This window comes from Streptomyces sp. NBC_00341, from assembly GCF_041435055.1.
Lineage (GTDB): Bacteria > Actinomycetota > Actinomycetes > Streptomycetales > Streptomycetaceae > Streptomyces.
Genome location: NZ_CP108002.1, coordinates 7,767,295 through 7,787,779, shown reverse-complemented (window position 1 = coordinate 7,787,779; position 20,485 = coordinate 7,767,295). Strand labels below are relative to the sequence as shown.

Annotated in this window: 19 protein-coding genes; 2 read left to right on the top strand and 17 right to left on the bottom strand. The window is 69.6% G+C overall.

Features of this window, described 5'->3' with window-relative positions:
* Positions 1–48: 48 nt before the first annotated feature.
* The gene (locus OG892_RS34800; RefSeq protein ID WP_371631742.1) at positions 49–2,214 is read left to right on the top strand and encodes an OmpL47-type beta-barrel domain-containing protein; all 2,166 of its coding nucleotides are present in this window, start codon (positions 49–51) and stop codon (positions 2,212–2,214) included.
* 20 nt (positions 2,215–2,234) lie between these two features.
* Here OG892_RS34800 and OG892_RS34795 read toward each other — a convergent pair whose 3' ends face one another.
* Entirely contained in the window at positions 2,235–3,356 is a 1,122-nt protein-coding gene (locus OG892_RS34795) for an ABC transporter permease (RefSeq protein WP_371631174.1), read from the bottom strand.
* On the bottom strand, positions 3,353–4,363 hold the full coding sequence (gene ligD / locus OG892_RS34790) for a non-homologous end-joining DNA ligase (RefSeq protein WP_328868295.1): 1,011 nt from the start codon (positions 4,361–4,363) through the stop codon (positions 3,353–3,355). Before ligD ends, OG892_RS34795 begins: the two co-directional genes overlap by 4 nt.
* A gap of 97 nt (positions 4,364–4,460) precedes the next feature.
* On the opposite strand from ligD, the gene OG892_RS34785 reads away from it, so the two are divergent.
* The gene (locus tag OG892_RS34785) at positions 4,461–5,528 is read left to right on the top strand and encodes an ATP-dependent DNA ligase (RefSeq protein WP_371631173.1); all 1,068 of its coding nucleotides are present in this window, start codon (positions 4,461–4,463) and stop codon (positions 5,526–5,528) included.
* Positions 5,529–5,544: 16 nt separating this feature from the next.
* Here the strand turns inward: OG892_RS34785 and OG892_RS34780 are convergent, their stop codons facing one another.
* From OG892_RS34780 to OG892_RS34710, 15 genes are all read right to left on the bottom strand, one after another.
* On the bottom strand, positions 5,545–6,780 hold the full coding sequence (locus tag OG892_RS34780) for a hypothetical protein (protein ID WP_371631172.1): 1,236 nt from the start codon (positions 6,778–6,780) through the stop codon (positions 5,545–5,547).
* A 22-nt stretch (positions 6,781–6,802) separates the two neighbouring features.
* Positions 6,803–7,531 carry a hypothetical protein gene (locus tag OG892_RS34775; RefSeq protein WP_073734370.1) on the bottom strand — a complete coding sequence of 243 codons (729 nt, stop codon included), beginning with the start codon at positions 7,529–7,531 and terminating at the stop codon, positions 6,803–6,805.
* Between the two features lie 40 nt (positions 7,532–7,571).
* Positions 7,572–8,102 (bottom strand): hypothetical protein, encoded by a 531-nt coding sequence (locus tag OG892_RS34770; RefSeq protein WP_073734369.1) that lies wholly within the window; start codon positions 8,100–8,102, stop codon positions 7,572–7,574.
* Between the two features lie 60 nt (positions 8,103–8,162).
* On the bottom strand, positions 8,163–8,846 hold the full coding sequence (locus OG892_RS34765) for a hypothetical protein (protein WP_371631171.1): 684 nt from the start codon (positions 8,844–8,846) through the stop codon (positions 8,163–8,165).
* Positions 8,843–9,364, bottom strand: coding sequence for a hypothetical protein (locus OG892_RS34760; protein WP_073734368.1), 522 nt, complete (start codon positions 9,362–9,364; stop codon positions 8,843–8,845). The genes OG892_RS34765 and OG892_RS34760 overlap by 4 nt, the downstream gene beginning before the upstream one ends.
* A complete protein-coding gene (locus tag OG892_RS34755; protein WP_371631170.1) occupies positions 9,361–10,626 on the bottom strand; it encodes an MCE family protein in 1,266 nt (421 codons plus the stop codon). The genes OG892_RS34760 and OG892_RS34755 overlap by 4 nt, the downstream gene beginning before the upstream one ends.
* A complete protein-coding gene (locus tag OG892_RS34750; RefSeq protein ID WP_371631169.1) occupies positions 10,623–11,786 on the bottom strand; it encodes an MCE family protein in 1,164 nt (387 codons plus the stop codon). The genes OG892_RS34755 and OG892_RS34750 overlap by 4 nt, the downstream gene beginning before the upstream one ends.
* The gene (locus tag OG892_RS34745; RefSeq protein ID WP_371631168.1) at positions 11,783–12,898 is read right to left on the bottom strand and encodes an MCE family protein; all 1,116 of its coding nucleotides are present in this window, start codon (positions 12,896–12,898) and stop codon (positions 11,783–11,785) included. The genes OG892_RS34750 and OG892_RS34745 overlap by 4 nt, the downstream gene beginning before the upstream one ends.
* Before the next feature lies 1 nt (position 12,899).
* A complete protein-coding gene (locus tag OG892_RS34740) occupies positions 12,900–13,919 on the bottom strand; it encodes an MCE family protein (RefSeq protein WP_371631167.1) in 1,020 nt (339 codons plus the stop codon).
* Positions 13,916–14,947: an MCE family protein gene (locus OG892_RS34735; RefSeq protein WP_371631166.1), complete on the bottom strand. Its 1,032-nt coding sequence runs from the start codon at positions 14,945–14,947 to the stop codon at positions 13,916–13,918. The genes OG892_RS34740 and OG892_RS34735 overlap by 4 nt, the downstream gene beginning before the upstream one ends.
* On the bottom strand, positions 14,944–16,257 hold the full coding sequence (locus tag OG892_RS34730) for an MCE family protein (RefSeq protein ID WP_371631165.1): 1,314 nt from the start codon (positions 16,255–16,257) through the stop codon (positions 14,944–14,946). The genes OG892_RS34735 and OG892_RS34730 overlap by 4 nt, the downstream gene beginning before the upstream one ends.
* Entirely contained in the window at positions 16,257–17,060 is an 804-nt protein-coding gene (locus OG892_RS34725; RefSeq protein WP_073734361.1) for an ABC transporter permease, read from the bottom strand. Before OG892_RS34725 ends, OG892_RS34730 begins: the two co-directional genes overlap by 1 nt.
* Before the next feature lie 3 nt (positions 17,061–17,063).
* Positions 17,064–17,921 (bottom strand): ABC transporter permease, encoded by an 858-nt coding sequence (locus OG892_RS34720; RefSeq protein ID WP_328864646.1) that lies wholly within the window; start codon positions 17,919–17,921, stop codon positions 17,064–17,066.
* Complete coding sequence (locus OG892_RS34715; RefSeq protein WP_073734359.1) at positions 17,918–18,913, bottom strand: ABC transporter ATP-binding protein; 996 nt, start codon at positions 18,911–18,913, stop codon at positions 17,918–17,920. Before OG892_RS34715 ends, OG892_RS34720 begins: the two co-directional genes overlap by 4 nt.
* 541 nt (positions 18,914–19,454) lie before the next feature.
* Positions 19,455–20,408, bottom strand: a complete 954-nt coding sequence (locus OG892_RS34710) for a hypothetical protein (protein WP_073734358.1) — start codon at positions 20,406–20,408, stop codon at positions 19,455–19,457.
* Positions 20,409–20,485 lie beyond the last annotated feature (77 nt).

Here is a 20,485-nt window from a genome sequence, read left to right as displayed (position 1 = left end):
CGGTCACGGCCGGCCCGGCTGTGGCTCGCCCTGCTGGGGTCGTTCCTGATGGTGCTGGGACTGACCTCGACGGCGGCCTACGGGCGTACCACCGCCCCGGCCGGCGCGGCGGCGGCCGACCAGGTGCTCACCTGGACGGCCGGCAACCCCATCGACCACTACCTGTCCGCACCGAAGACGGCGGTGGCCGGCAAGGCGACCATCGTCTTCGAGAACAGTGAGGGGACCGGGAACACCAGCGGGATGCCGCACACGCTGACCTTCAGCGTCTCGGACCCGGAGTTCAACAACGACGTCCCGCTGAACCTGCTGGCCAACCCGGGCGACGACCAGGGCGGCAAGCAGACCGCGGAGGTCACGCTCACCCCCGGCCGGTACTTCTACCACTGCACGATGCCGGGGCACGAGGCGATGCAGGGCATCCTGACCGTGACCGACGGGGGCGGCGGTGAGGACGACACCACCGCACCCGAGACCTCGGTCAAGGTCGACGGCGACAAGAACGCCGACGGCGCCTACATCGGCTCCGCGACGGTCACCGTCGCGGCCACCGACGAGGGCTCGGGCGTCGACACCGTCGAGTTCGCGGTCGGGGCCGACGGCGACTGGCAGCCGTACACCGTGCCCGTCGTGGTGGACGAGGTCGGCGCGCACGCCATCCGCTACCGCGCGACCGACAAGGCGGGCAACGCCGCCGCGGAGAAGACGGCGGAGTTCACCGTCGCCGCCCCGCCGACGGACGACACCACGCCGCCGGAGACCTCCGCGACCGTCTCCGGTGAGAAGGACGACCAGGGGCAGTACCTGGGCATGGCGACGGTCACCGTGACCGCCTCCGACACCGGGTCCGGCGTCAACACCATCGAGTACGCGGTCGGCGCGGACGGCGCATGGCAGCCGTACACCGGCCCCGTGATGGTGCACGAGCTCGGCGCGCAGAAGATCCGCTACCGCGCGACCGACAAGGCGGGCAACGCCGCGGAGGAGCAGGCGGTGGAGTTCACCGTCGTCGAGCCGCCGACGAAGGACACCACGCCGCCGGAGACCTCCGCGAAGGTCGCGGGCGACAAGAACTCCGACGGCGCCTACCTCACCAGCGCCAAGGTGACGGTCACCGCGACCGACGCCGACACCGGGGTGGACAAGGTCGAGTACTCCCTCGACGGCGGCCCCTACCTCGCCTACACCGCCACGGTCATCGTCGACCGTGTCGGCTACCACACCGTCGCCCACCGGGCCACGGACAAGGCGGGCAACACCTCCGAGGCGAAGCAGACGTCGTTCACCGTCGCGCAGAGCGGCGGCGTACCGGCGCCCAACTGCCCGGAGTTCGACGAACGGCTCACCGTCATCGTCGGCACCGTCGACACCGGGGTCCCCAACCGGATCACCGGCAACCGCTGCACGATCAACGAGCTGATCGAGGACGAGAAGGACTGGTCGTCGCACGCGCTGTTCCTCAAGCACGTCGACAAGGTTCTCGACCAGCTGCTCACCGCCGGGGTGGTCGACGCCCGCGAGCACAAGAAGATCTACAAGGCGGCCAAGCAGTCGGGGATCGGCAAGCCGGGCCAGGACGAGGGCTACCACAAGCTCTTCGACGGCACGGCGGCCTCGTTCGCCAAGTGGCAGCAGGTCGGCGGCGGGCAGTTCTCGCTGAACGAGGAGGACGGCTCGCTCAACAGCTCCACCACGGTGGACGGCATGGGCATGCTGTGGTTCCCGGGCAGGCAGTACGGGGACTTCTCGCTGAAGCTCCAGTTCCGGGACGACGCCCCGGGCACGGGCAACGCCAACGGCGGTGTGTTCGTACGGTTCCCGAACGTCCACGACAACCCGGAGGAGTCGAATCCGGAGTGGGTCGCCATCAAGTACGGCCATGAGATCCAGATCAACGACCGGCCGGACGGCGACATGTACAAGACCGGTTCCGTCTACGGATTCGACCGGATCGGTCTCGGCGGCGCCGGGGTCACCCCCAAGGGCACCTGGAACGACTACGAGATCCGGGTGGTGGACCAGCACTACTCGATCTACCGCAACGGTGTCCTGCTCAACGAGTTCGACAACAACGGCGGTCAGTCCTTCGAGCCGCCGCGGGACGACGACCCGGGCACCGACGGCCGGCGTTACGCCTCCGGCTACATCGGTCTCCAGGTCCACAGCACCTCGGACGTGATCTCCTACCGGGACATCCGGATCCAGGAGCTCTAGGCAGTACGGCCGGGAGTGATTCAGGTGGCCGCGGCCGCATGCTGAGGCATGTGGTCGCGGCCTCCTGGGTGCCGGTGGCGCCATACCCAGAAGACCGTGCAGGAGACCAGCGCCCAGGCCGCGAGCACCAGGAACGGGAAGAGCCGCTGGTGCCCCTGGTAGTAGACGGCGGTGTGCTGGGCGTTGACCGAGGCGCCCGGCGGCAGCCAGCGCCCGATGTGACCGAGCAGCGAGGGCAGCAGCGGCCAGGACACGGCTCCGCCGGAGGACGGGTTGCCCAGAATCACCATCAGGCCCCAGGTCGGGAGCATGGCCCAGCGCCCCATCAGGGTGTTGAACATGGTGAAGACCATGCCCGAGGTGAACATGGTGAACGCCAGGATCGCCCAGGACTCGGCGAAGGGCAGATCGACGGCGCCCAGCAGCCAGTCCACCACCGCGGCGATGGAGAAGGCTCCAAGAGCTGAGTAGGCGACCGTGAACGCGATCCGTTCCAGCGGGATCAGGCCTCTGGCGTGCACGCTCAGCTGGATGGAGCCGACGAAGCCGATGATCACGGCGGCGAGCGAGATGTAGAAGAGCGCGAGCCCGCGCGGGTCGCCCTTCTGGAGCGGTTTGACGTCCGTGACGGAGACGGGCACTTCGAGCTTGTCCCCCACCTTCACCGCGGACTCCGCGAGCACCTGGGCGACGGCCGCGCCCGATGCACCGGCCACGTCGAGGGCCACCCCCGCCCTGCTGGGCCGCACGATCGCGAAGACCTCCTGCTCCTCCAGGGCCTCGCGCGCCTCGGCGGCGGTGTCGTACCGGTGGACGTCGAGGGAGGCGTCCAGTGCCTCGTCCATCGCGGTGACGAACGCCTTGCCCCGGGCCGTCTCCTGGAGACTGACCACGGCGGCCGGGATCCGGTGCGGGGTCGGATTGGCCATCGCGTACGTGTACGAGCCGGCGAAGAGCCCGGCGGCGGCCGCGAGGATGAAGAGGAGGACGGTCGCCGGGAAGTAGGGCGAGCCCTTGTACTTCGTCCACTTCTGGCCCCGGGTCAGCGGCCGGCCGTGTGCTCCGTGCGGCGGTGTCGGATCGGGTCCGGGCGGGCCGGGAACGGATTCGGGCGGGGTCGGCCCGTCGTCGGGCGTGCTCATGCCTCGCTCGCCTCGTCGTGCCGGGCGCGGCTCGGCTGGACCCGCTTGGGTTCGCCGGGCATCTTGGGGTACTCCGGCGGGTACGGCAGGTCGCCCAGCCCGCGCTCCTTCTCGTCGCGGTCCGCGAGCTCCAGCAGCCGGTCGAGCCGGAAGGCGTGCTCGTCCATGTCCGCGTGCACGTCGCCCGCTTCCGCGTACCGCACCGGCATGGTCCGGATGTCGAAGTCGCGCGGCTCCGCGTCGTCGATCTCCTCCCAGCGCAGCGGCGCCGAGACCGGGGCGTGCGGGCGGGGGCGTACGGAGTAGGCGGAGGCGATCGTGCGGTCCCGGGCGGTCTGGTTGAAGTCGACGAAGATCCGCTCGCCGCGCTCCTCCTTCCACCAGGCGGTGGTGACCCGCTCCGGCATCCGGCGTTCCAGCTCGCGGCCGGCCGCGATGGTCGCCCGGCGGACCTCGGTGAACGTCCAGCGGGGCTCGATCGGGACGAAGACGTGGATGCCCCGGCCGCCGGAGGTCTTGGGCCAGCCGCGCAGTCCGTGGTCGTCCAGTACGGCGCGCAGCTCGTGGGCGGCCCGCACCGCGTCGGCGTAGTCGGTGCCGGGCTGGGGGTCGAGGTCGATGCGCATCTCGTCGGGGTGGTCGGTGTCGGCGCCGCGGACCGGCCAGGGGTGGAAGGTGAGCGTGCCGAGGTTGGCGGCCCAGATGACGGCGGCCACCTCCGTGGGGCAGATCTCGTCGGCCGGGCGGCCGCTGGGGAAGGCGATGCGGGCCGTGGGGATCCATTCGGGGAGGTTCTTCGGGGCCCGCTTCTGGTAGAAGAACTCGCCCTCGACCCCGTCCACGAAGCGCTGGAGGGTGGTCGGCCGGTTGCGCAGGGCGCGGGTGATGCCGGGTCCCACGGCCAGGAAGTACTCGGCCACGTCCCTCTTGGTGTAACCCTTCTCCGGGAAGTAGACCTTGTCCGGACTGGACAGCCGGACGGGCCGTCCGCCCGCGTCCAGCTCCACCGCTTTGCCCGCTGCTGCCATGTCGGCCACGGTAGGCCGGGCCCACATATGCCGCATATCGGGAGACTCCGGTCGCCGGACGGTCCACAATCGATCCATGGACCTGCCGGTGATGCCGCCCGTGAAGCCGATGCTCGCCAAGTCCGTGTCCCGGATCCCGCCGGGCATGCAGTACGAGGCCAAATGGGACGGCTTCCGGGCGATCGTGCACCGGGACGGCGACGAGGTGGTGATCGGCAGCCGTACCGGGAAGCCGCTCACCCGCTACTTCCCCGAGCTGGTCACGGCGGTCCGGGACAACCTGCCGGAGCGCTGTGTGATCGACGGCGAGATCGTGATCGCGCACGGGGGCCGGCTCGACTTCGAGCGGCTCAGCGAGCGCATCCACCCCGCTGACTCCCGGGTGCGGCTGCTGGCCGAGCAGACCCCGGCCTCCCTGGTCGCCTTCGACGTCCTCGCGGTGGGCGACGACTCGCTGATGGGTACGAGGCAGTCGGATCGGAGAAAGGTGCTGGAGGCCGCGCTGTCCGCCGCCTCCGCCCCGGTCCACCTCGCGCCCGCGACCACCGACCCGGCCGTCGCCCAGGAGTGGTTCGACCGGTACGAGGGGGCGGGTCTCGACGGGGTAGTCGCCAAACCGCTCGACCTGCCCTACCGGCCGGACACCCGGGTGATGTACAAGATCAAGCACGAGCGGACCGCCGACTGCGTGGTGGCGGGCTACCGCCACCACAAGAGCGGCCCGGTCGTCGGATCGCTGCTGCTCGGCCTGTACGACGGGGCGGGCGTCCTCCAGCACGTGGGGGTGTGCGCCGCCTTCCCGATGAAACGCCGCGCGGAGCTCGTCGCCGAACTGGAGTCCCTGGTCACGGACTTCACCGACCATCCCTGGGGGGCCTGGCAGGACGCCGAGGCGCACGAGCACGCCCGGCTGCCCGGCACCCCGAGCCGGTGGTCCGGCAAGAAGGACCAGTCGTGGGTGCCGGTGCGCCCGGAGCGGGTCTGCGAGGTGGCGTACGACCACATGGAGGGTGACCGGTTCCGGCACACCACCCAGTTCCGCCGGTGGCGGCCGGACCGCGCCCCCGGCAGCTGCACGTACGAGCAGCTGGAAGAGGTGGTGCGGTACGACCTCGCCTCCGTGCTGTCGGCCGGTGGCGGCTGAACGGCCCCGCCGGGGCTCAGCCGGCGGCGGGCGGCACCGTGGGCGTGGTGCAGGGCTCGGGGGTCGTGCTCGGCTCCGGAGACGGCGACTCGGTGGACCCGGCCGTGTCGGTCGGGTCCGGCGACGGGGCGTCCGTCGTACAGCCCGGATCGGGCTTCGTGGTGCTCGGGTCGGGATCCGGAGTGGTGGACGGGTCGGGGCTGGTGCCGGGGTCCGGGGTGGATCCGCTGTCGGTCGGATCGGGTGAAGAGCCCGGATCCGTGGAGCCGCCGGGGTCCGGGGAACCGGAATCGCCGGGCGAGGGGTCAGGGGACGCCGATGCCGGCGGGGTCTTCGTGTGGCCCGGCTGCGGGCCGACCTCGATGCCCCCGTTGTCGCCGTCCTTCTCGCTGCCGGGCCCGCCCACGGGATGCTTGGGCTCGTTCGGGCTCCCGGCGCCGGGGCTCTTCGGCACGGGGCCCTCGCCGTCGGCGACCGGATGGGTGCCCTTGCGGTAGAACTCCAGCCACGACAGCACGGTGCGCAGATACGTGTCCGAGTGGTTGTAGCTCAGGATCGCCGCGTCGAGACCGGCCCGTACCGTCAGATCACGCGATCCGGCACAGAGGTAGGCCCCCGCCGCCAGGGCCGCGTCGTAGACGTTGCCCGGATCGCTGCGCCCGTCGCCGTTCCCGTCCCGCTTCCAGTGCGCCCAGGTCGACGGGATGAACTGCATCGGGCCGACCGCCCGGTCGAAGGTCCTGTCCCCGTCGTACGCCCCGCCGTCGGTGTCGGAGATGTTGGCGAAGCCCGCGCCGTTGAGTACCGGGCCGAGGATCGGGGAGAGCGTCGTGCCATGGGCGTCGACCCTGCCGCCGCCCGCGTGTCCGGACTCGACCTTGCCGATGGCGGCCAGTAACTGCCACGGCAGCCCGCAGCCCGGATCGCTGCGCCGCATCGCGGTCTCCGCCTTGCGGTAGGCGTCGAGCACGGTGGCCGGAATCCCGGCCTGGGCCCACGAAGCGACGACGACCGGGCTCCGCTTGACGCCCGGCTTCGGGGGCTCCGGGCTCTTCAGCGGCGGCAGTTCGGTGTGGTAGGAGTCATCGTTGGGGACCTCCGACCACCTGACCTCGTCGGGCTCCTGGCGCTGTTTCGCCGTCTCCTCGTGCGCCACGAGCCCCGGTCCCTGGGAGGCGGTGAGCGCTGCCATCGCGGCGACGGCGGCGGCGGTGCCGCCGAGTCCGCGGCGCATGGTGCCGTTGAACCTCATGCGTGCTCTCCTCTCCCCCGGGTCACCGGGAGAACGTGTCGATGGCCGATATCCGCCAGCTGCCGCCCCGGCGGACCGCGTCCACGGCGAACATCGCCGCGGCGTAGGTCGTCTCCTGCGACTTGCCGGTACGGGTGTTGCTCTGGTCGGCGAAGATCAGCAGCCGGGCCCGGTCGCCGTCGAGCAGCTCCACACCGCTCTCGGTGACGGTCGTGGTGAGGACGAGCTTCTGCTTGGGCGCCTGGGCCCGTACCTCCGCGAGCATGTCCTTGTGCTGCTGGACCGCCTTGCCCACCAGGTAGGTCTTCACCGCGGTGTCGGCCTTGGCCGGCGAGGCGTAGTTGTACGAGAACACCGCGCCCACCGCCTCGGTGATCTGCCCCTTCACCTCGCTGGTGCGGCTGATGTCGGTGAGGGCGGTGTTCTGCCGGCCGGGTTCGTCGCGCAGGCTGCCCGCAGAGGTGAACGACCACGCGGCGAAGGAACCGAGCAGCACGGTCAGGACGCACAGTACGGCGGGCAGTGAGACCCGCAGCCGCAGCGGACCCGCGGACCGCGGCGCCTCCTCCGCCTTCTCCTCCTTGTCCGCCTCCGGTTCGCCCGCCGGTTCGCTCTCGGACCGGGACTCGGTGTCCGGACCGGCGGGCTCGGGCACGGTGGTGGGCGTTGCGGTGGGCGTGGCGGTGCGTTCCGCCGCGGCGACGGTGGCCAGGCGGCGCTGCCGGTTGACGAGGTGACGGGTCGTCGACATGTCCGGGGGTCCTCTCGGTGCGGGGTGGGAGTCGGTGGCGTCAGCCGGCGGTGTTGCCGACGGGCGCCTGACCGAGGGCGCTGAGCTTCCACCCCTCGGAGGTGCGCGTGAGCTGCCCGAGCATCCGGCTCTCCTTCACCGCGGGCTTGCCCTTCGGCGCGGTGACGGTCACCCGCAGCGCCACCATGACCCCGGCCCGGCCGGCCCGGTCGTCGAGCTCGGTGACCGCACCGGACAGCACCTTGGCCGTGCTGACGGTCTTCGCCTCCTTGATCTGCTTCACGAACGCGTCCCGCCCGTCAACGAGTTGCTGGTGCAGGTCGCCCGTGGTGGAGTCCTCCCAGCTGTCGAGCCCCTGGACGAGCTTCTGGTGGTCGAGGGTGTTCATGTTCTGCACGGCCTGCTCGCCCGCTGCCAGCGCGTCGTCGCGGGTCTGCGCGTACGCCGCCGAGTCGTCGTGCGATGCCTGATACCGGGACACCCCGCCCCAGCCCGCCGCGACCGCCGCCGCGACCGTCAGCACGATCGCCGCCGCCACCAGCGGATTCCTCGTCATCCGTACCCGTGCCATTGCTGCCTCTCCCTGCCGGCCGACCCTGTGCTGTGCTGTTCGGTGTTCCGTACTGCTGCGCTATCTGGAGGTGATCTCGACGATCGTCCAGCGTCCGTCCCGCAGTTGGGCGGTGACGGAGAGCTGCGCCGCCGCCGTGCTGGCGGTCTTGCCCCGGCGTTCGTAGACCTGGTCGAGGAAGACGAGCAGATGGGCGCTGTCGTCGGTCAGCCGGGTCACCCCGGCCCGTACGACGTGGGTGGTGAGGGTGAGCTTCTGTTCGGCGGCCTGCTTCTCGACCTGGCCGAACAGCGCCGCGTACTGCTGGAGTGCCTTGCCCGCCAGCAGCTGCTTTGCTGACTCCTTGGTGACGGCGGTGGCCGAGGGACTGTAGGAGAAGACCTTGCCGAGTGCGTTGGTGACGTCTCCCGCGACCCGGGTCGTCGCCTCGCTGTCGGTGAGCGCCGCGTTGGAGGTGGCGGGCGTGTCGCGCAGCTGGCGGCCCATGACGAAGAGCCCGCCTCCGGCGACGAGCAGCGCCGCGACCAGTGTCCAGGCCACGAGGCGCAGCCTGCGGTGGCCCGCACCGGGTGGTGCCTCGTCCGGTACGGTCTCGTCCGTCGCGGTCTCGTCCGTCGCGGGGTCTTCCGTCGCGAGGTCTTCCGCAGCCGGTTCCTCAGTGGTGAGGGCCTCCGCTACCGGGTCCCCCGCTGCCGGCCCCTCCGTTGGGGTGGTCACGGCCGTCGCCCCGCCCTGTCGCCTCATGTGCCGCTCCCGACCGGTATCGCCGTCAGTGCCTTGACCTTCCAGCCCTCCGCGGTCCGGGCGAGGGTGGCCTCGAACCGCTTGCGTTCCGTGCCGCCCTTTCCGGTGCGCGGAGTGACCTGGACATCGACCGTCGCGATCATCTGTGCCGTTCCGGTCCGTTCGTCGAGCGCGGTGAGCGCCGCGTCGGTGACCTTGCCGCGCGCCGTCGAGCCGGACTTCGTCAGCTCGCTCGCGTCCTTGGTCCGGGTGCGCTTCAGCTGCTCGTGCAGGGGGCCGGTGGAGGACCCGAGCCAGCCGCTGAGTCCGGCGTCCACGCTCTTGGCGTCCTTGCCGTCCAGGCTGTTGAGCCGGGCGAGGTGGGCTTTCCCGTCGGCCAGCGCGGTGTCCCGGCTCTTGGCGTAGGCCAGGTCGTCGTCACCGCGCGCCTGGGCGTACGACCAGCCGCCGAGTGCGCAGACGAGTACGGCGGCGAGCAGCGCGGCCCAGCCGATCGAGGTTCTCGTACGCGCGGTCATGAGCCGTCTCCCTGACCGAGGCCCAGCAGTCCGGCCATGCCGTCGGCGGCCGGGGCGGTGTCGGGGGTGACACCGAGCGCCCCGGGCAGCCGGTCCGCCGCCTTGTCTGCGCCCAGGAGCATCGAGCCGGGCTTGGCGGGCGGGGGCAGGGCCCCGCCCTTCGGCGCGTTCGCGCTGCCCCGGACGTTGATGCCGGTTCCGGGCGAAGAGGCGCACCGGGCCTTGGTGTTGAGCGCGGGGCCTGCCGTGACGTCGAGGCCGTTGCGGTAGGTCGTACCGCCGTAGCCGGAGGTGCAGGGCAGCGGCTCGAAGAAGGTGACGGACATGCCGAACCTGGCCCCGTTCTCGTCGACTGCGCTGGAGCCCACGGCGGCGACCTCCGGGAGCCTCACCAGCAGTTCCTCCAGTCCGCGCTGCCGGGTGACGGCCACGTCCGAGGTGGTGAGGAGGTTGGCGACCACGACCCCGAAGCTCGGGTCGAGGTCCCGCAGCAGTCCGCTGATCTGGCCGGTGGCGGCGGGGGCGACGGCGATCAGCTTGCGCAGATCGGTGTCGGATCCCTTGAGCTCCGCGGCCAGTTCCTTGGCACCGGACGCGAAGCCCTTCAGCGCGTCGCCCTGTTCGGCCTGGGTGCGCAGCACGGTCTCTCCGTCGATCATCAGCCGGGTGTTGACGGGCAGCGCGTCGTCGGCCGCCCGGACGAAGTCGCTGCTGGTGTCCAGCAGGACCTGGAGGTCGTCGCCGCGCCCCTCGAAAGCGGTGCCGAATTCGTCGACGACCGTGCGCAGGGACTCCAGGTCGACGGAGCCGGCGAGGTCGTTGACGCTGGTGAGCACATCGGTGACGGGCGCCGGGACCGTGGTGTCGGCCTGGTCGATCACGGAGCCGTTAGCCAGGTAAGGGCCCTGGGAGCGGGTCGGCCGCAGGTCGACGTACTGCTCGCCCACAGAGGAGAGGTTGGCGACGACGGCCTTCAGGGCGTCCGGGATGCGTGGGGCGTCCTTCTCGATGCGGAGTTCGGCCTCCACGCCGTCGTCGGTGAGCTCGATCGGACCGACCCGGCCCACGGACACGCCCCGGTAGGTGACGTTGGAGTGGGTGAACAGGCCGCCGGTCCGCGGGAGCTGGACCTTGACGGTGTAGTAGCTGCGCATGCCGACGTAGTGGCCGAGGTCGGCGTAGCGCACCCCGAGGTAGCCGAGGACGAGCACCGCGATGATCAGGAAGGCGATGTTCTTGAGCCGGATGGCCAGGGTGATCATCGGTTGCTCCCCTTCGTGGCCGGTCCCGTGACCGAGGGAAGCGGCAGCGGCAGTGCGGTGCCGGACTTCAGGGCGTTGGTGCCCCCCGCGGCCGGGGGCGCGGCGCCGCCGGCCGGGATGATCGGCGGAATGATCTGGGTGCCGGGCAGGGCCGTGACATCCAGGTAGACGTTGAGGTAGTCGCCCTTCACCCCGCGCAGCACCTCGTCGGTGAACGGGTAGGTGAGCAGCACCTGGAGGGAGTCGGGCAGGTCCTGGCCGGAGTCCGCGAGTGCCTGGAGGGTGGGGGTGAGGGCCTTGAGGTCGGCGACGATGTCGGCCTTGCTCTTGTTCACCGTGTCGACCGCGACGGTCGAGAGCGTGTCGAGCGAGCGCAGCATGGTCATGAGCGAGCCGCGCTGCTTCTCCAGGACCTTCATGCCGGGGCTGAGCTTGGTGAGGACGGTGCCGACGTCCTGTTTGCGGGTGGCGAGGGTGGCGGACAGCCGGTTGACGCCGTCGAGGGCGTCGGTGATGTCCGCCCGGTGGTCGTCCAGGTTGGTGACGAGGGTGTTGACCCGCTTGAGCATGGAGCGGACCTGGGGTTCCTGTCCGGCCAGTGCCTTGTTGAGCTCGGTGGTGATGGTCTTGAGCTGGTTGATGCCGCCGCCGTTGAGGAGCATCGAGAGTGCGCCGAACACCTCCTCGACCTCCGGGTTCCGGTTGGTCCGGGTGAGCGGGATGCGGTCCCCGTCCGCGAGGGCGCCCTTTGCGGTGCCGGCCGCGGGGGGTGAGAGCTGGATGTACTTCTCACCCAGCAGGCTGGACTGTTCCAGGTGCGCGTACGCGTTCGCGGGGAGTTTGATCCCCCCGTTGACCCGCATGGTCACCTTGGCGTTCCAGCTGCCCGAGGCCAGCGAGATCTTGGTGACGCGGCCGACGGCCACGTCGTTGACCTTCACGGAGGACTGCGGGGCGAGGCTGAGCACGTCCCCGAACTCGGCGGTGATCTCGTACGGGTGGTCGCCGAGGTCCGCGCCGCCGGGCAGCGGCACCTGGTCGATGCCGGTGAACGTCGGCAGGTCGACCGTGGTGGCGATCAGGGCCAGGCCGACGCCCACCGCCAGCACGGCGGCGACGCCGGTCGCACGGGCGCCGGGCCGGCGCGGGAAGCGGCTCATCGCTTCGCCCCCTTCTTCTGCGTGGCGGACTTCTCCGAGGTGCCGTAGACGGTGCCCACCGCGGGCAGCGGCAGCGAGGGCAGCGCCTTCTGCCGGGTGGCGCCCACCGGCGTGAGTCCGCTGAGGTCTGCGGACTCGTCGGTGAGCGGTCCGCCCATGGAGAGTTCGTTGAGGTTGGTGCGGCCGTTGATGGTGCGGTTCAACGGGTCGTAGGCCTTGATCACGTTGTCCGCGGCGAGCGGCAGGGTGTCCATCGACTCGGCCAGCGAGGCCCGCTGGTCCACCAGGGTCTGGGTGATCGGCACCAGGGCGTCCACGTTCGCCTTCAGGACGCCGCGGTTGTCCTTGATGAAGGTCTTGACCTGGCCGAGGGCGGTGCCCAGTTCCTTCAGGGCCGCGCTGAGGTTCTCCTTGTCGTCGGCCAGGAATCCGGTGACCGAGTTGAGCTGCTGCTCTGCCTTGCGGACGTTGCCGTCGTTGTCCTTCAGCATGGTGGTGAAGGTCTGCAGGTAGGACAGGGTGTCGAAGAGGTTCCCGCTGCTCTTGTCGAGGGTCTTCGTCGCCTTGCCGAACTGCTCGATGGAGTTCCCGATCGCCTTTCCGTTGCCGTCGAGGTTCTTGGCCCCGGTGTCCAGGAGCCTGGCCAGCGCGCCGTCGGAGTTGGCCCCGTCGGGGCCGAGCGCGGTGGAGAGCTCCGTGATGGAGGCGTACAGCTGGTCGACCTCGACCGGGGTGGCGTTGTGCGAAGCGGGCAGTTCTGCCTCGTCCGCCAGCAGCGGTCCCCCGTGGTAGGCGGGGGCGAGCTGGATGTACCGGTCGGCCACCAGGCTGGGGGCCACGACGACGGCGTGCGCGTCCTTGGGCACCTTGACGCCCTTGTCGACGCGGAGCCTGACCTCGACCTCCTCGCCCTTGGGCCGCACGGACTCGACCGTGCCGACCTTCACGCCGAGGATCCGCAGGTCGGATCCGGCGTACACGCCGGTGGCCTGGTCGAAGTAGGCGGTGACCGTCGTCTTGCCCTCGTCGTCCATGGCCATCACCCCCGAGGTGGCCGCGACGGCCACGACGGCGAGTCCGGCGCCGATGCCGACGATGCGCGTGATTCTCATGTCAGCGGCCGCCTTGCTGCTTGGGTGGCATGCATCCGGTCGCCGGGGGCGTGCCGGCGGGGAGGTAGTCCCTGGGCACGACTCCGCAGACGTAGTTGTCGAGCCAGCGGCCGTTGCCGAGGGTGTTGCCGACGAGCCGGTTGTAGGAGCCCGTCAGGGACAGCACCTTGTCGAGGCTCTTGCGGTTCTTGACCAGGACGGCGGTGACCCGGCCGAGCGACTCCAGGGTGGGCTTCAGCTGCTTGTTGTTGTCCGCGACCAGTCCGGTGAGCTGGGTGCCGAGCTCCTGGGTGCCGGTGAGCAGCAGGTGGATGGAGTCGCGGCGGGCCTGGATCTCGCCGAGGAGCAGGTTGCCGTCCTCCAGCAGGGTCTCGAAGCTGCTCTTCTTGTGGGCGAGGGTCTTCGTCAGCTGCTTGCTGCCCTTGAGGAGGGTGGCCAGCTGCGCGTCCCGCTGGGAGACCGTCCTGGAGAGTGCGGAGAGCCCGTCGGCGGCGCTCTTCACGTCGGGCGGTGAGTCCTTGAAGGTGGCGGAGATCGTCTCGAAGCTCTTGGCGAGCTGCTTGGTGTCGATCTCCCCGATGGTCTCGCCGAGTCCGTTGAACGCCTGGGTGACGTCGTACGGGGAGGTGGTACGGCTCGCGGCGATGCGCCGGTCCGGGTCCTGGGGGCCGGTGCCGAGCGGGTCGACGGCGAGGTACTTGTCGCCCAGCAGGGTCTTGATGGCGATGCCCACGGTGGAGGAGTTGCCGATCCAGGCGTCCTTCACCCGGAAGCTGACCTTGACCTTGTCGCCGTCGAGCGAGACGCCGGTGACCTCTCCGACCTTGACGCCGGCGATCCGTACCTCGTCGCCGGAGCCGAGCCCGGCGGATTCGGTGAAGTCGGCGGTGTAGGTGGTGCCGCCGCCGATGAAGGGCAGAGAGTCGGCGCGGTAGGCGCCGAAGCCGATGAGGGCCAGGACGAGCAGTCCGGCGATGCCGATGGCGACGGGGTTGCGTTCCCGCAGGGGTTTGATTCTCATGCCAGGCACCTCGGCTGGGTGATCGCGATGCCGGTGGGCGGCACGCTGCCGTCCTCTGTCGTCACACCGCTGACCTTGGCTTCGCAGAGGTAGAGGTTGAGCCAGGAGCCGTACGAAGCGAGTCGGCTGATCGCCTCCATCTTGGCGGGGGTCTTCTGGAGGAAGCTCTCGATCTGCGGGGTCCCCTTGCCCAACTGGTCCGAGAGCCGCGCGAGTTGCTTGATGTCGGCCTTGAGGGGCCCCCGGCCGTCCTGGAGCAGCCCTGCGGTGACGGTGGTCAGCGCGCCCATCGCGGTGACCGCCTGCCCGAGGGGTTTGCGGTCGCCGGAGAAGCCCGTGACGAGCTTCTGGAGCGTGTCGACGAGGTCGTTGAAGCCGGCCTCCCGGTCGTTCACGGTCTTCAGGACCGTGTTGAGGTTCTTGATCACCTCACCGATCACCTTGTCCTTGGCCGCGACCGTGGAGGTCAGTGAGCCGACGTGCTGGAGGATGCTGTCGACGGTGCCGCCCTCGCCCTGGAGCACCTGGACGATGGAGCCGGCCAGCTGGTTGACGTCGGGCGGGGAGAGTCCCTCGAAGAGCGGCTGGAAGCCGTTGAAGAGCTGGGTGAGGTCGAGGGCCGGTGTGGTGCGCGAGAGCGGGATCGTCGCTCCGGCCTGGAAGTTGCGGCCGACCGGTCCGGCGCCCCGGTCGAGGTCGATGTAGCGCTGGCCGACCATGTTGAGGTACTTGATCGACGCGGTCACGGAGGCGGGGAGGCTGCGCCCCTTGCGGACGGCGAAGCCGACCTCCGCGAGCCGCTTGTCCGCGACCTTGATCGACTCGACCTGTCCGACCTTGACCCCGGCGATCCGCACGCTGTCACCGACGATCAGCCCGGTGGCGTCGGTGAACCTCGCCTTGTACGAGGTGGTGTCACCGACCCCGGTGTTGGCGATGGACAGCCCCAGGACGGTGGTGGCCAGGACGGTCACCAGGATGAAGACGATCGATTTCGCGAGCGGTCCCGCGAGGGAGCGGCGCTTCACTTGAGCTTCACCTCCGCACCGCGGAAGGCCGGGCCGATGAGCACGCTGCTCCAGTCGGGCAGGCTCTGCGGCTGGACTTTCAGTGAGGGAGCGACCAGCTCGTTGACGAGCCGGCTCTCCTGCGGGGAGTTGGGCATGCCGAGGGAGGTGTCCGTCGCCTTCCGGCCGCTGTCGGCGGGCGGGTCCGCCGCCGCCTTGTCGCCGGGGGCCGGGGACGCCGCGGCCCGCCCGGCCGCCGTCGGCTCCGTCGTACCGACGTACGGCACCGAGTAGCAGTGCGGTCCGCCGGTCGCGTCGTAGACCGGGGTGTCCTTGCCGGCCACGTACTTCCCCTTGGACTTCACGGCCTTGAGGGTGACGTGGAGGCCGGGCTGTCCGGTGCCCTTGCCGAGCGCCTTGTCCATCGCGGGGACGAATCCGGCCATGGTCCGCAGGGTGCAGGGGAATTCGTCGGAGTACTTGGCGAGCAGTTCCAGCGTCGGCCTGCCGGTCGCGGAGAGCCGGATCAGGTTGTCCTTGTTCTCCTGGAGGAACGTCGTGAGGTCCTGCGCGGAGGCGGTCGTGGAACCGTAGAGGTCGGCGAGCTGTGCCTGCTGGTCCGCGAGCGTCCCGCTGGTGGTGGTGAAGTCGGTGAGCGCGTCCAGGACATCGGGTGCGGCGTCCCCGTACACCCTGCTCACCTTGACGAGCTCCTTGATGTCGGCGTTGAGCGTGGGGAGTTGGGGGTTGAACTTCTGGAGGTGCGCGTCGAGCCTGACGAGGGTGTCACCGAGCTTCTCGCCGCGTCCCTTGAGCGCCTGGGAGACCGCGTTGAGTGTGGCGGAGAGCTTCTCCGGCTGTACTGCGGTCAGCAGCGGCAGGACGTTGTCGAGGACCTCCTCCAGCTCGATGGCGTTGCTGGAGCGGTCCTGCGGGATGACGGCTCCGGCCCGGAGCGTGTCCGCGGACGGTACGGCGGGCGGTACGAGTGCCACGAACCGTTCCCCGAAGAGGGTGGTGGGCAGCATCTGGGCGGTGACGTCGGCGGGGATCCGGTCGAGCTTGCCGGGCTGGATGGCGAGGGTGAGGCGGGCGCCCTCGCCGTCGGCGGAGATGTCGCGGACCTGCCCGATGACGACTCCGCGCAGCTTCACGTCGGCGTTGTCGTGCATCTCGTTGCCGACGCTTCCGGTCCGTACCGTCACGGTCGCGTCGTCGGTGAAGTCCTTGTTGTACACCGCTATCGACACCCAGACGAGTACGGCGGGCACGAGCAGGAGGGCCACTCCGGCGAGTCTGCGGCGGGTGTTCCGCGTGGTCCGGGTGTTCATCAGCCGGCCACCTTCACCGTCGTCGTGGCGCCCCAGATGGCGAGCGAGAGGAAGAAGTCGGTGACGCTGATCAGCACGATCGCGTTGCGCACGGAGCGGCCCACGGCCACCCCCACCCCGGCGGGTCCGCCGGTGGCGTGGAAGCCGTAGTAGCAGTGCGCGAGGATCACCATCACGCTGAAGATCAGCACTTTGAGCACCGACAGCAGCACGTCCTGCGGAGACAGGAAGAGGTTGAAGTAGTGGTCGTAGGTGCCGGCCGACTGCCCGTTGAACAGGACGGTGACGTAGCGGGAGGAGACGTAGGAGGAGAGCAGTCCGATCGCGTACAGCGGGATGATGGCGACGACCCCGGCGATGATGCGGGTGGTGACGAGGTAGGGCATCGAGCGCACGCCCATCGCCTCCAGGCCGTCGATCTCCTCGTTGATCCGCATGGCGCCGAGCTGGGCGGTGAAGCCCGCCCCCACGGTCGCGGAGAGCGCGAGTCCGGCGACGAGCGGGGCGATCTCCCGGGTGTTGAAGTAGGCGGAGATGAAGCCGGTGAACGCGGCGGTGCCGATCTGGTTGAGCGCCGCGTACCCCTGGAGGCCGACGACCGTACCGGTGGCCAGCGTCATCGCGATCATCACGCCGATGGTGCCGCCGACGACCCCGAGTCCGCCGCTGCCGAAGGCGACTTCGGCCAGGAGTCGCTGCACCTCCTTGAGGTAGCGCCGCAGGGTCCTGGGTATCCAGAGCAGTGCCCGTACGTAGAAGGTGAGTTGGTCACCGGATCGGTCGAGCCAGCTGAGCATCGACATCGGTCAGCTCCCCTTCGCGGGGACGATCTGGAGGTAGATCGCCGTGAGGATCATGTTCACGAAGAACAGCAGCATGAAGGTGATGACGACGGACTGGTTGACCGCGTCCCCGACCCCCTTCGGCCCGCCGCGCGGGTTGAGGCCTCGGTAGGCGGCGACGATGCCCGCGATGAAGCCGAAGATCAGGGCCTTGATTTCGCTGATGTACAGGTCGGGCAGCTGGGCCAGGGCGGAGAAGCTGGACAGGTAGGCGCCGGGGGTGCCGTGCTGGAGGATCACGTTGAAGAAGTAGCCGCCGAGGGTGCCGACGACGGAGACCAGTCCGTTCAGCAGCACGGCCACCAGCATCGTCGCCAGCACCCGGGGGACGACGAGGCGCTGTACGGGCGAGACGCCCATGACCTCCATCGCGTCGAGCTCCTCGCGGATCTTGCGCGATCCGAGGTCGGCGCAGATCGCGGAGCCGGCGGCCCCGGAGACCAGCAGCGCCACGATGATCGGGCTGGCCTGCTGGATGACGGCGAGCACACTGGCGCCGCCGGTGAACGACTGGGCGCCGAGCTGCTGGGTGAGGGAGCCGACCTGGAGGGCGATGACCGCGCCGAACGGGATGGACACGAGGGCGGCGGGCAGGATGGTGACGCTGGCGACGAACCAGAACTGCTCGATGAACTCCCGCACCTGGAAGGGCCGGCGGAAGGTCTCGCGGCACACGGTCCCGGCGAGGGTGAAGAGCCTGCCCGTCTCACGCAGCGGCGCGAACAGCCGGCTCGGGCGTCTCTGCTCCGGCGCCTTCTCCGGCAACCGGGCCGAGGGCGGCCCGGGGGGCTCCGGGGGCCGCACCGGCATGGGGGCGGTCACGGGCGTCCACCGCCCGCCGCCGGGCTGTAGCTGTTCAGGATGGCCGTACGGGCGGCCTCCGGCAGCTGCCCCATCATCGACATGACCCGCTCCCGGCGGCGCAGCGCGCCCTGCCGGACGGGCAGCCCCGGCGAAGGCTCCAGCTGCGGGACGACGGTGCGGGTGGCGTTGGCCGAACTGATGCCCTGCCCGTAGCCGTTGACCTCCTCGGCGGCGAGCGTGGCGGCGTCCTTCTCCTCCGACATGCCGATGGGCCCCTCGCGGCGGCCGGAGAGGAACTGCGAGACGACGGGCAGATCGCTGGTCAGCAGTACCTCGCGCGGCCCGAAGGTGACCAGGTTGCGGCAGAACAGCATGCCCATGTTGTCCGGGACGGTGGCCGCGATGTCGAGGTTGTGGGTGACGATCAGCATCGTCGCGTCGATCTGCGCGTTGAGGTCGATGAGCAGCTGCGAGATGTAGGCGGTGCGGACCGGGTCGAGCCCGGAGTCCGGCTCGTCGCAGAGGATGATCTGCGGGTCCAGGACGAGTGCGCGGGCCAGGCCTGCCCGCTTGCGCATACCGCCGGATATCTCGCCGGGCAGTTTGTCCTCGTCGCCGAGGAGTCCGACGATGTCGATCCGCTCCATGACGATCCGGCGGATTTCGGATTCCCTTTTGCGGGTGTGTTCCCGCAGCGGAAAGGCGATGTTGTCGAAGAGGGACATCGATCCGAAGAGCGCACCGTCCTGGAACATGAGACCGAAGAGTTTCCGGGTCTCCATGATCTTCCGCTCCGGGCTGTTCACCATGTCGACGCCGTTGATGAGCACGCGTCCCTGCTCGGGCTTGAGCAGTCCGATGAGCGACTTCAGGAAGACGGTCTTTCCGGTACCGGAGGGACCGAGCATCACGCTCACTTCGCCGGCGGGCAGGGTGAGGCTGACGTCCTGCCAGATGTTCTGCTTACCGAAGGATTTCGTGAGGCCTTCAACGACTACTTCGATTCCCATCGGCCCTCCCTCGACGTATAGGTGAACGTGGTCATCTGTCAGCGCTCCGGCTCAGAGAAATCCAATGGCGGCTCGTCACACATGCACCAGGAGGCGCACGTTATGTCCGCAGAAACCGCCAGGACAAGCCGTTGAACAGCGGAAATCGACGAACACGGTGCTCGTTGTGGATCACTTGTCACCGAATGACAAAGCCGTGCACCGGCTTTGTCGGAATCTGCGCAAGATCTCCGACGTGCGAATCGGGGCCGCTGGACCCCGGCAGCGGGGGAGCCGCCCCTGGTCCTGGGACGCTACGGCTCAGTAACCTGCCTCCGCAATAGCGGTTCCTGAACTTTTTGCGCGCTTCTCGACAGCGGTGCTGTTTCTGTACGGAGGTGAGCAGGGACCCCTGCGGAGTTGTCGGAAAGTGAGTGGCTCCGGAGCCTTCGTTGTCATCCGGAGTGCTCACTTTCCGATGGAACAGCCCATGACGATGCCCGCCCCGCCGGCGGATTTCCCGGACGGGGCGGGCATCGTCGAACTGCGGTGAAAAGCGTTGCTACTTCACCGCGGAGTGCCAGTTCTGGGAAAGCACCTTGCCCGCGTTGGGAAGGACGAGCCCTGGTGCGGTGAGCGCGCCGCTGTACGTCGAGGCGTTGTTGAGCGTGAGGTGGTTGTTCCCCGAGGAGGACGGCAGGCCCGTCTTCAGGTTCACCGCCCAGCTCAGGATTCCGCCCAGACCGCAGCCGGTGGCCTTCGGCACGGAGAACGTGGTGTCGCCCTGGGTGTTCCCGGTGAGCGCGAACCTCAGCATCGAGCCGTCGCTGGCGTTGGGCGTACCGTTGCCGTCGAACCGCTCGATGGCGATGGCCGGAGCCGTGGTGTTCTGCGGACGCAGGATCACCGGGTCCGATGCCGAGCCTATGTAGCAGTTGGAGCCGAGGAGCGGGTTCTCCAGATGAATCCGGACCGGCAGCTTGACGATCTGCTGGCCGGTGGTGAGCCCGGCCGTCAGGTTGAACTCGGTGGGCGTTCCGGCCGACTCCACCGTCGCCATCACCTTGTTCAGGCTGATATTGGTGATCGAGTTGCAGACGCCCGTGACCACGGGAATGTCACTGGGGCACATGAGCCCGAGCAGCCCGCCGGGTATCGCCGTCGGCGCGCCCACGAGTGAGCCGCCGGCCGGGGGAACGACCTTGAACGTACCGGCGGCGGTGTCCTGGATGACACCGAACTGCATGTCGTTGGCGCCGGTGGTGGCCTCCGTGCTGCCCAGCTTGATGGAACCGCTGGGCGAGTACGAGGACACACAGGACGCCACGAAGTCCTGGCCGTCCGCCGCGAGCATGGCGGGATCGTCGACGGGGCAACGGGAGAAGGGCGCCCAGTCCCCGTTGAGGTTCGCGGCGGAGGCGGCGGAGGCGGACAGAGGGGTCAGCGGGATCGCGACCACCGCGGCGGCGCCGGCGGCGAGCAGGCCGGTACGCCATCTCTTCGGGACAGCTCTCATTACTCCCTCAATTCATGGTGGGCTGAGCGAATGGAATGGTTCGGCAGCGACGACGGGAACAGGGGGACAGGTTCCGG

Excerpts from the sequence above, each read along its gene's own strand:
- OG892_RS34730 (WP_371631165.1), bottom strand. The coding sequence starts at position 16,257 with ATGAACACCCGGACCACGCGGAACACCCGCCGCAGACTCGCCGGAGTG.
- OG892_RS34755 (WP_371631170.1), bottom strand. The coding sequence starts at position 10,626 with ATGATCACCCTGGCCATCCGGCTCAAGAACATCGCCTTCCTGATCATC.
- OG892_RS34780 (WP_371631172.1), bottom strand. The coding sequence starts at position 6,780 with ATGAGGTTCAACGGCACCATGCGCCGCGGACTCGGCGGCACCGCCGCC.
- OG892_RS34800 (WP_371631742.1), top strand. The coding sequence starts at position 49 with ATGGTGCTGGGACTGACCTCGACGGCGGCCTACGGGCGTACCACCGCC.
- OG892_RS34785 (WP_371631173.1), top strand. The coding sequence starts at position 4,461 with ATGGACCTGCCGGTGATGCCGCCCGTGAAGCCGATGCTCGCCAAGTCC.
- OG892_RS34710 (WP_073734358.1), bottom strand. The coding sequence starts at position 20,408 with ATGAGAGCTGTCCCGAAGAGATGGCGTACCGGCCTGCTCGCCGCCGGC.
- OG892_RS34725 (WP_073734361.1), bottom strand. The coding sequence starts at position 17,060 with ATGTCGATGCTCAGCTGGCTCGACCGATCCGGTGACCAACTCACCTTC.
- OG892_RS34740 (WP_371631167.1), bottom strand. The coding sequence starts at position 13,919 with ATGAGAATCAAACCCCTGCGGGAACGCAACCCCGTCGCCATCGGCATC.
- OG892_RS34750 (WP_371631169.1), bottom strand. The coding sequence starts at position 11,786 with ATGAGCCGCTTCCCGCGCCGGCCCGGCGCCCGTGCGACCGGCGTCGCC.
- OG892_RS34760 (WP_073734368.1), bottom strand. The coding sequence starts at position 9,364 with ATGACCGCGCGTACGAGAACCTCGATCGGCTGGGCCGCGCTGCTCGCC.
- OG892_RS34715 (WP_073734359.1), bottom strand. The coding sequence starts at position 18,913 with ATGGGAATCGAAGTAGTCGTTGAAGGCCTCACGAAATCCTTCGGTAAG.
- OG892_RS34770 (WP_073734369.1), bottom strand. The coding sequence starts at position 8,102 with ATGGCACGGGTACGGATGACGAGGAATCCGCTGGTGGCGGCGGCGATC.
- OG892_RS34745 (WP_371631168.1), bottom strand. The coding sequence starts at position 12,898 with ATGAGAATCACGCGCATCGTCGGCATCGGCGCCGGACTCGCCGTCGTG.
- OG892_RS34765 (WP_371631171.1), bottom strand. The coding sequence starts at position 8,846 with ATGAGGCGACAGGGCGGGGCGACGGCCGTGACCACCCCAACGGAGGGG.
- OG892_RS34775 (WP_073734370.1), bottom strand. The coding sequence starts at position 7,531 with ATGTCGACGACCCGTCACCTCGTCAACCGGCAGCGCCGCCTGGCCACC.
- OG892_RS34795 (WP_371631174.1), bottom strand. The coding sequence starts at position 3,356 with ATGAGCACGCCCGACGACGGGCCGACCCCGCCCGAATCCGTTCCCGGC.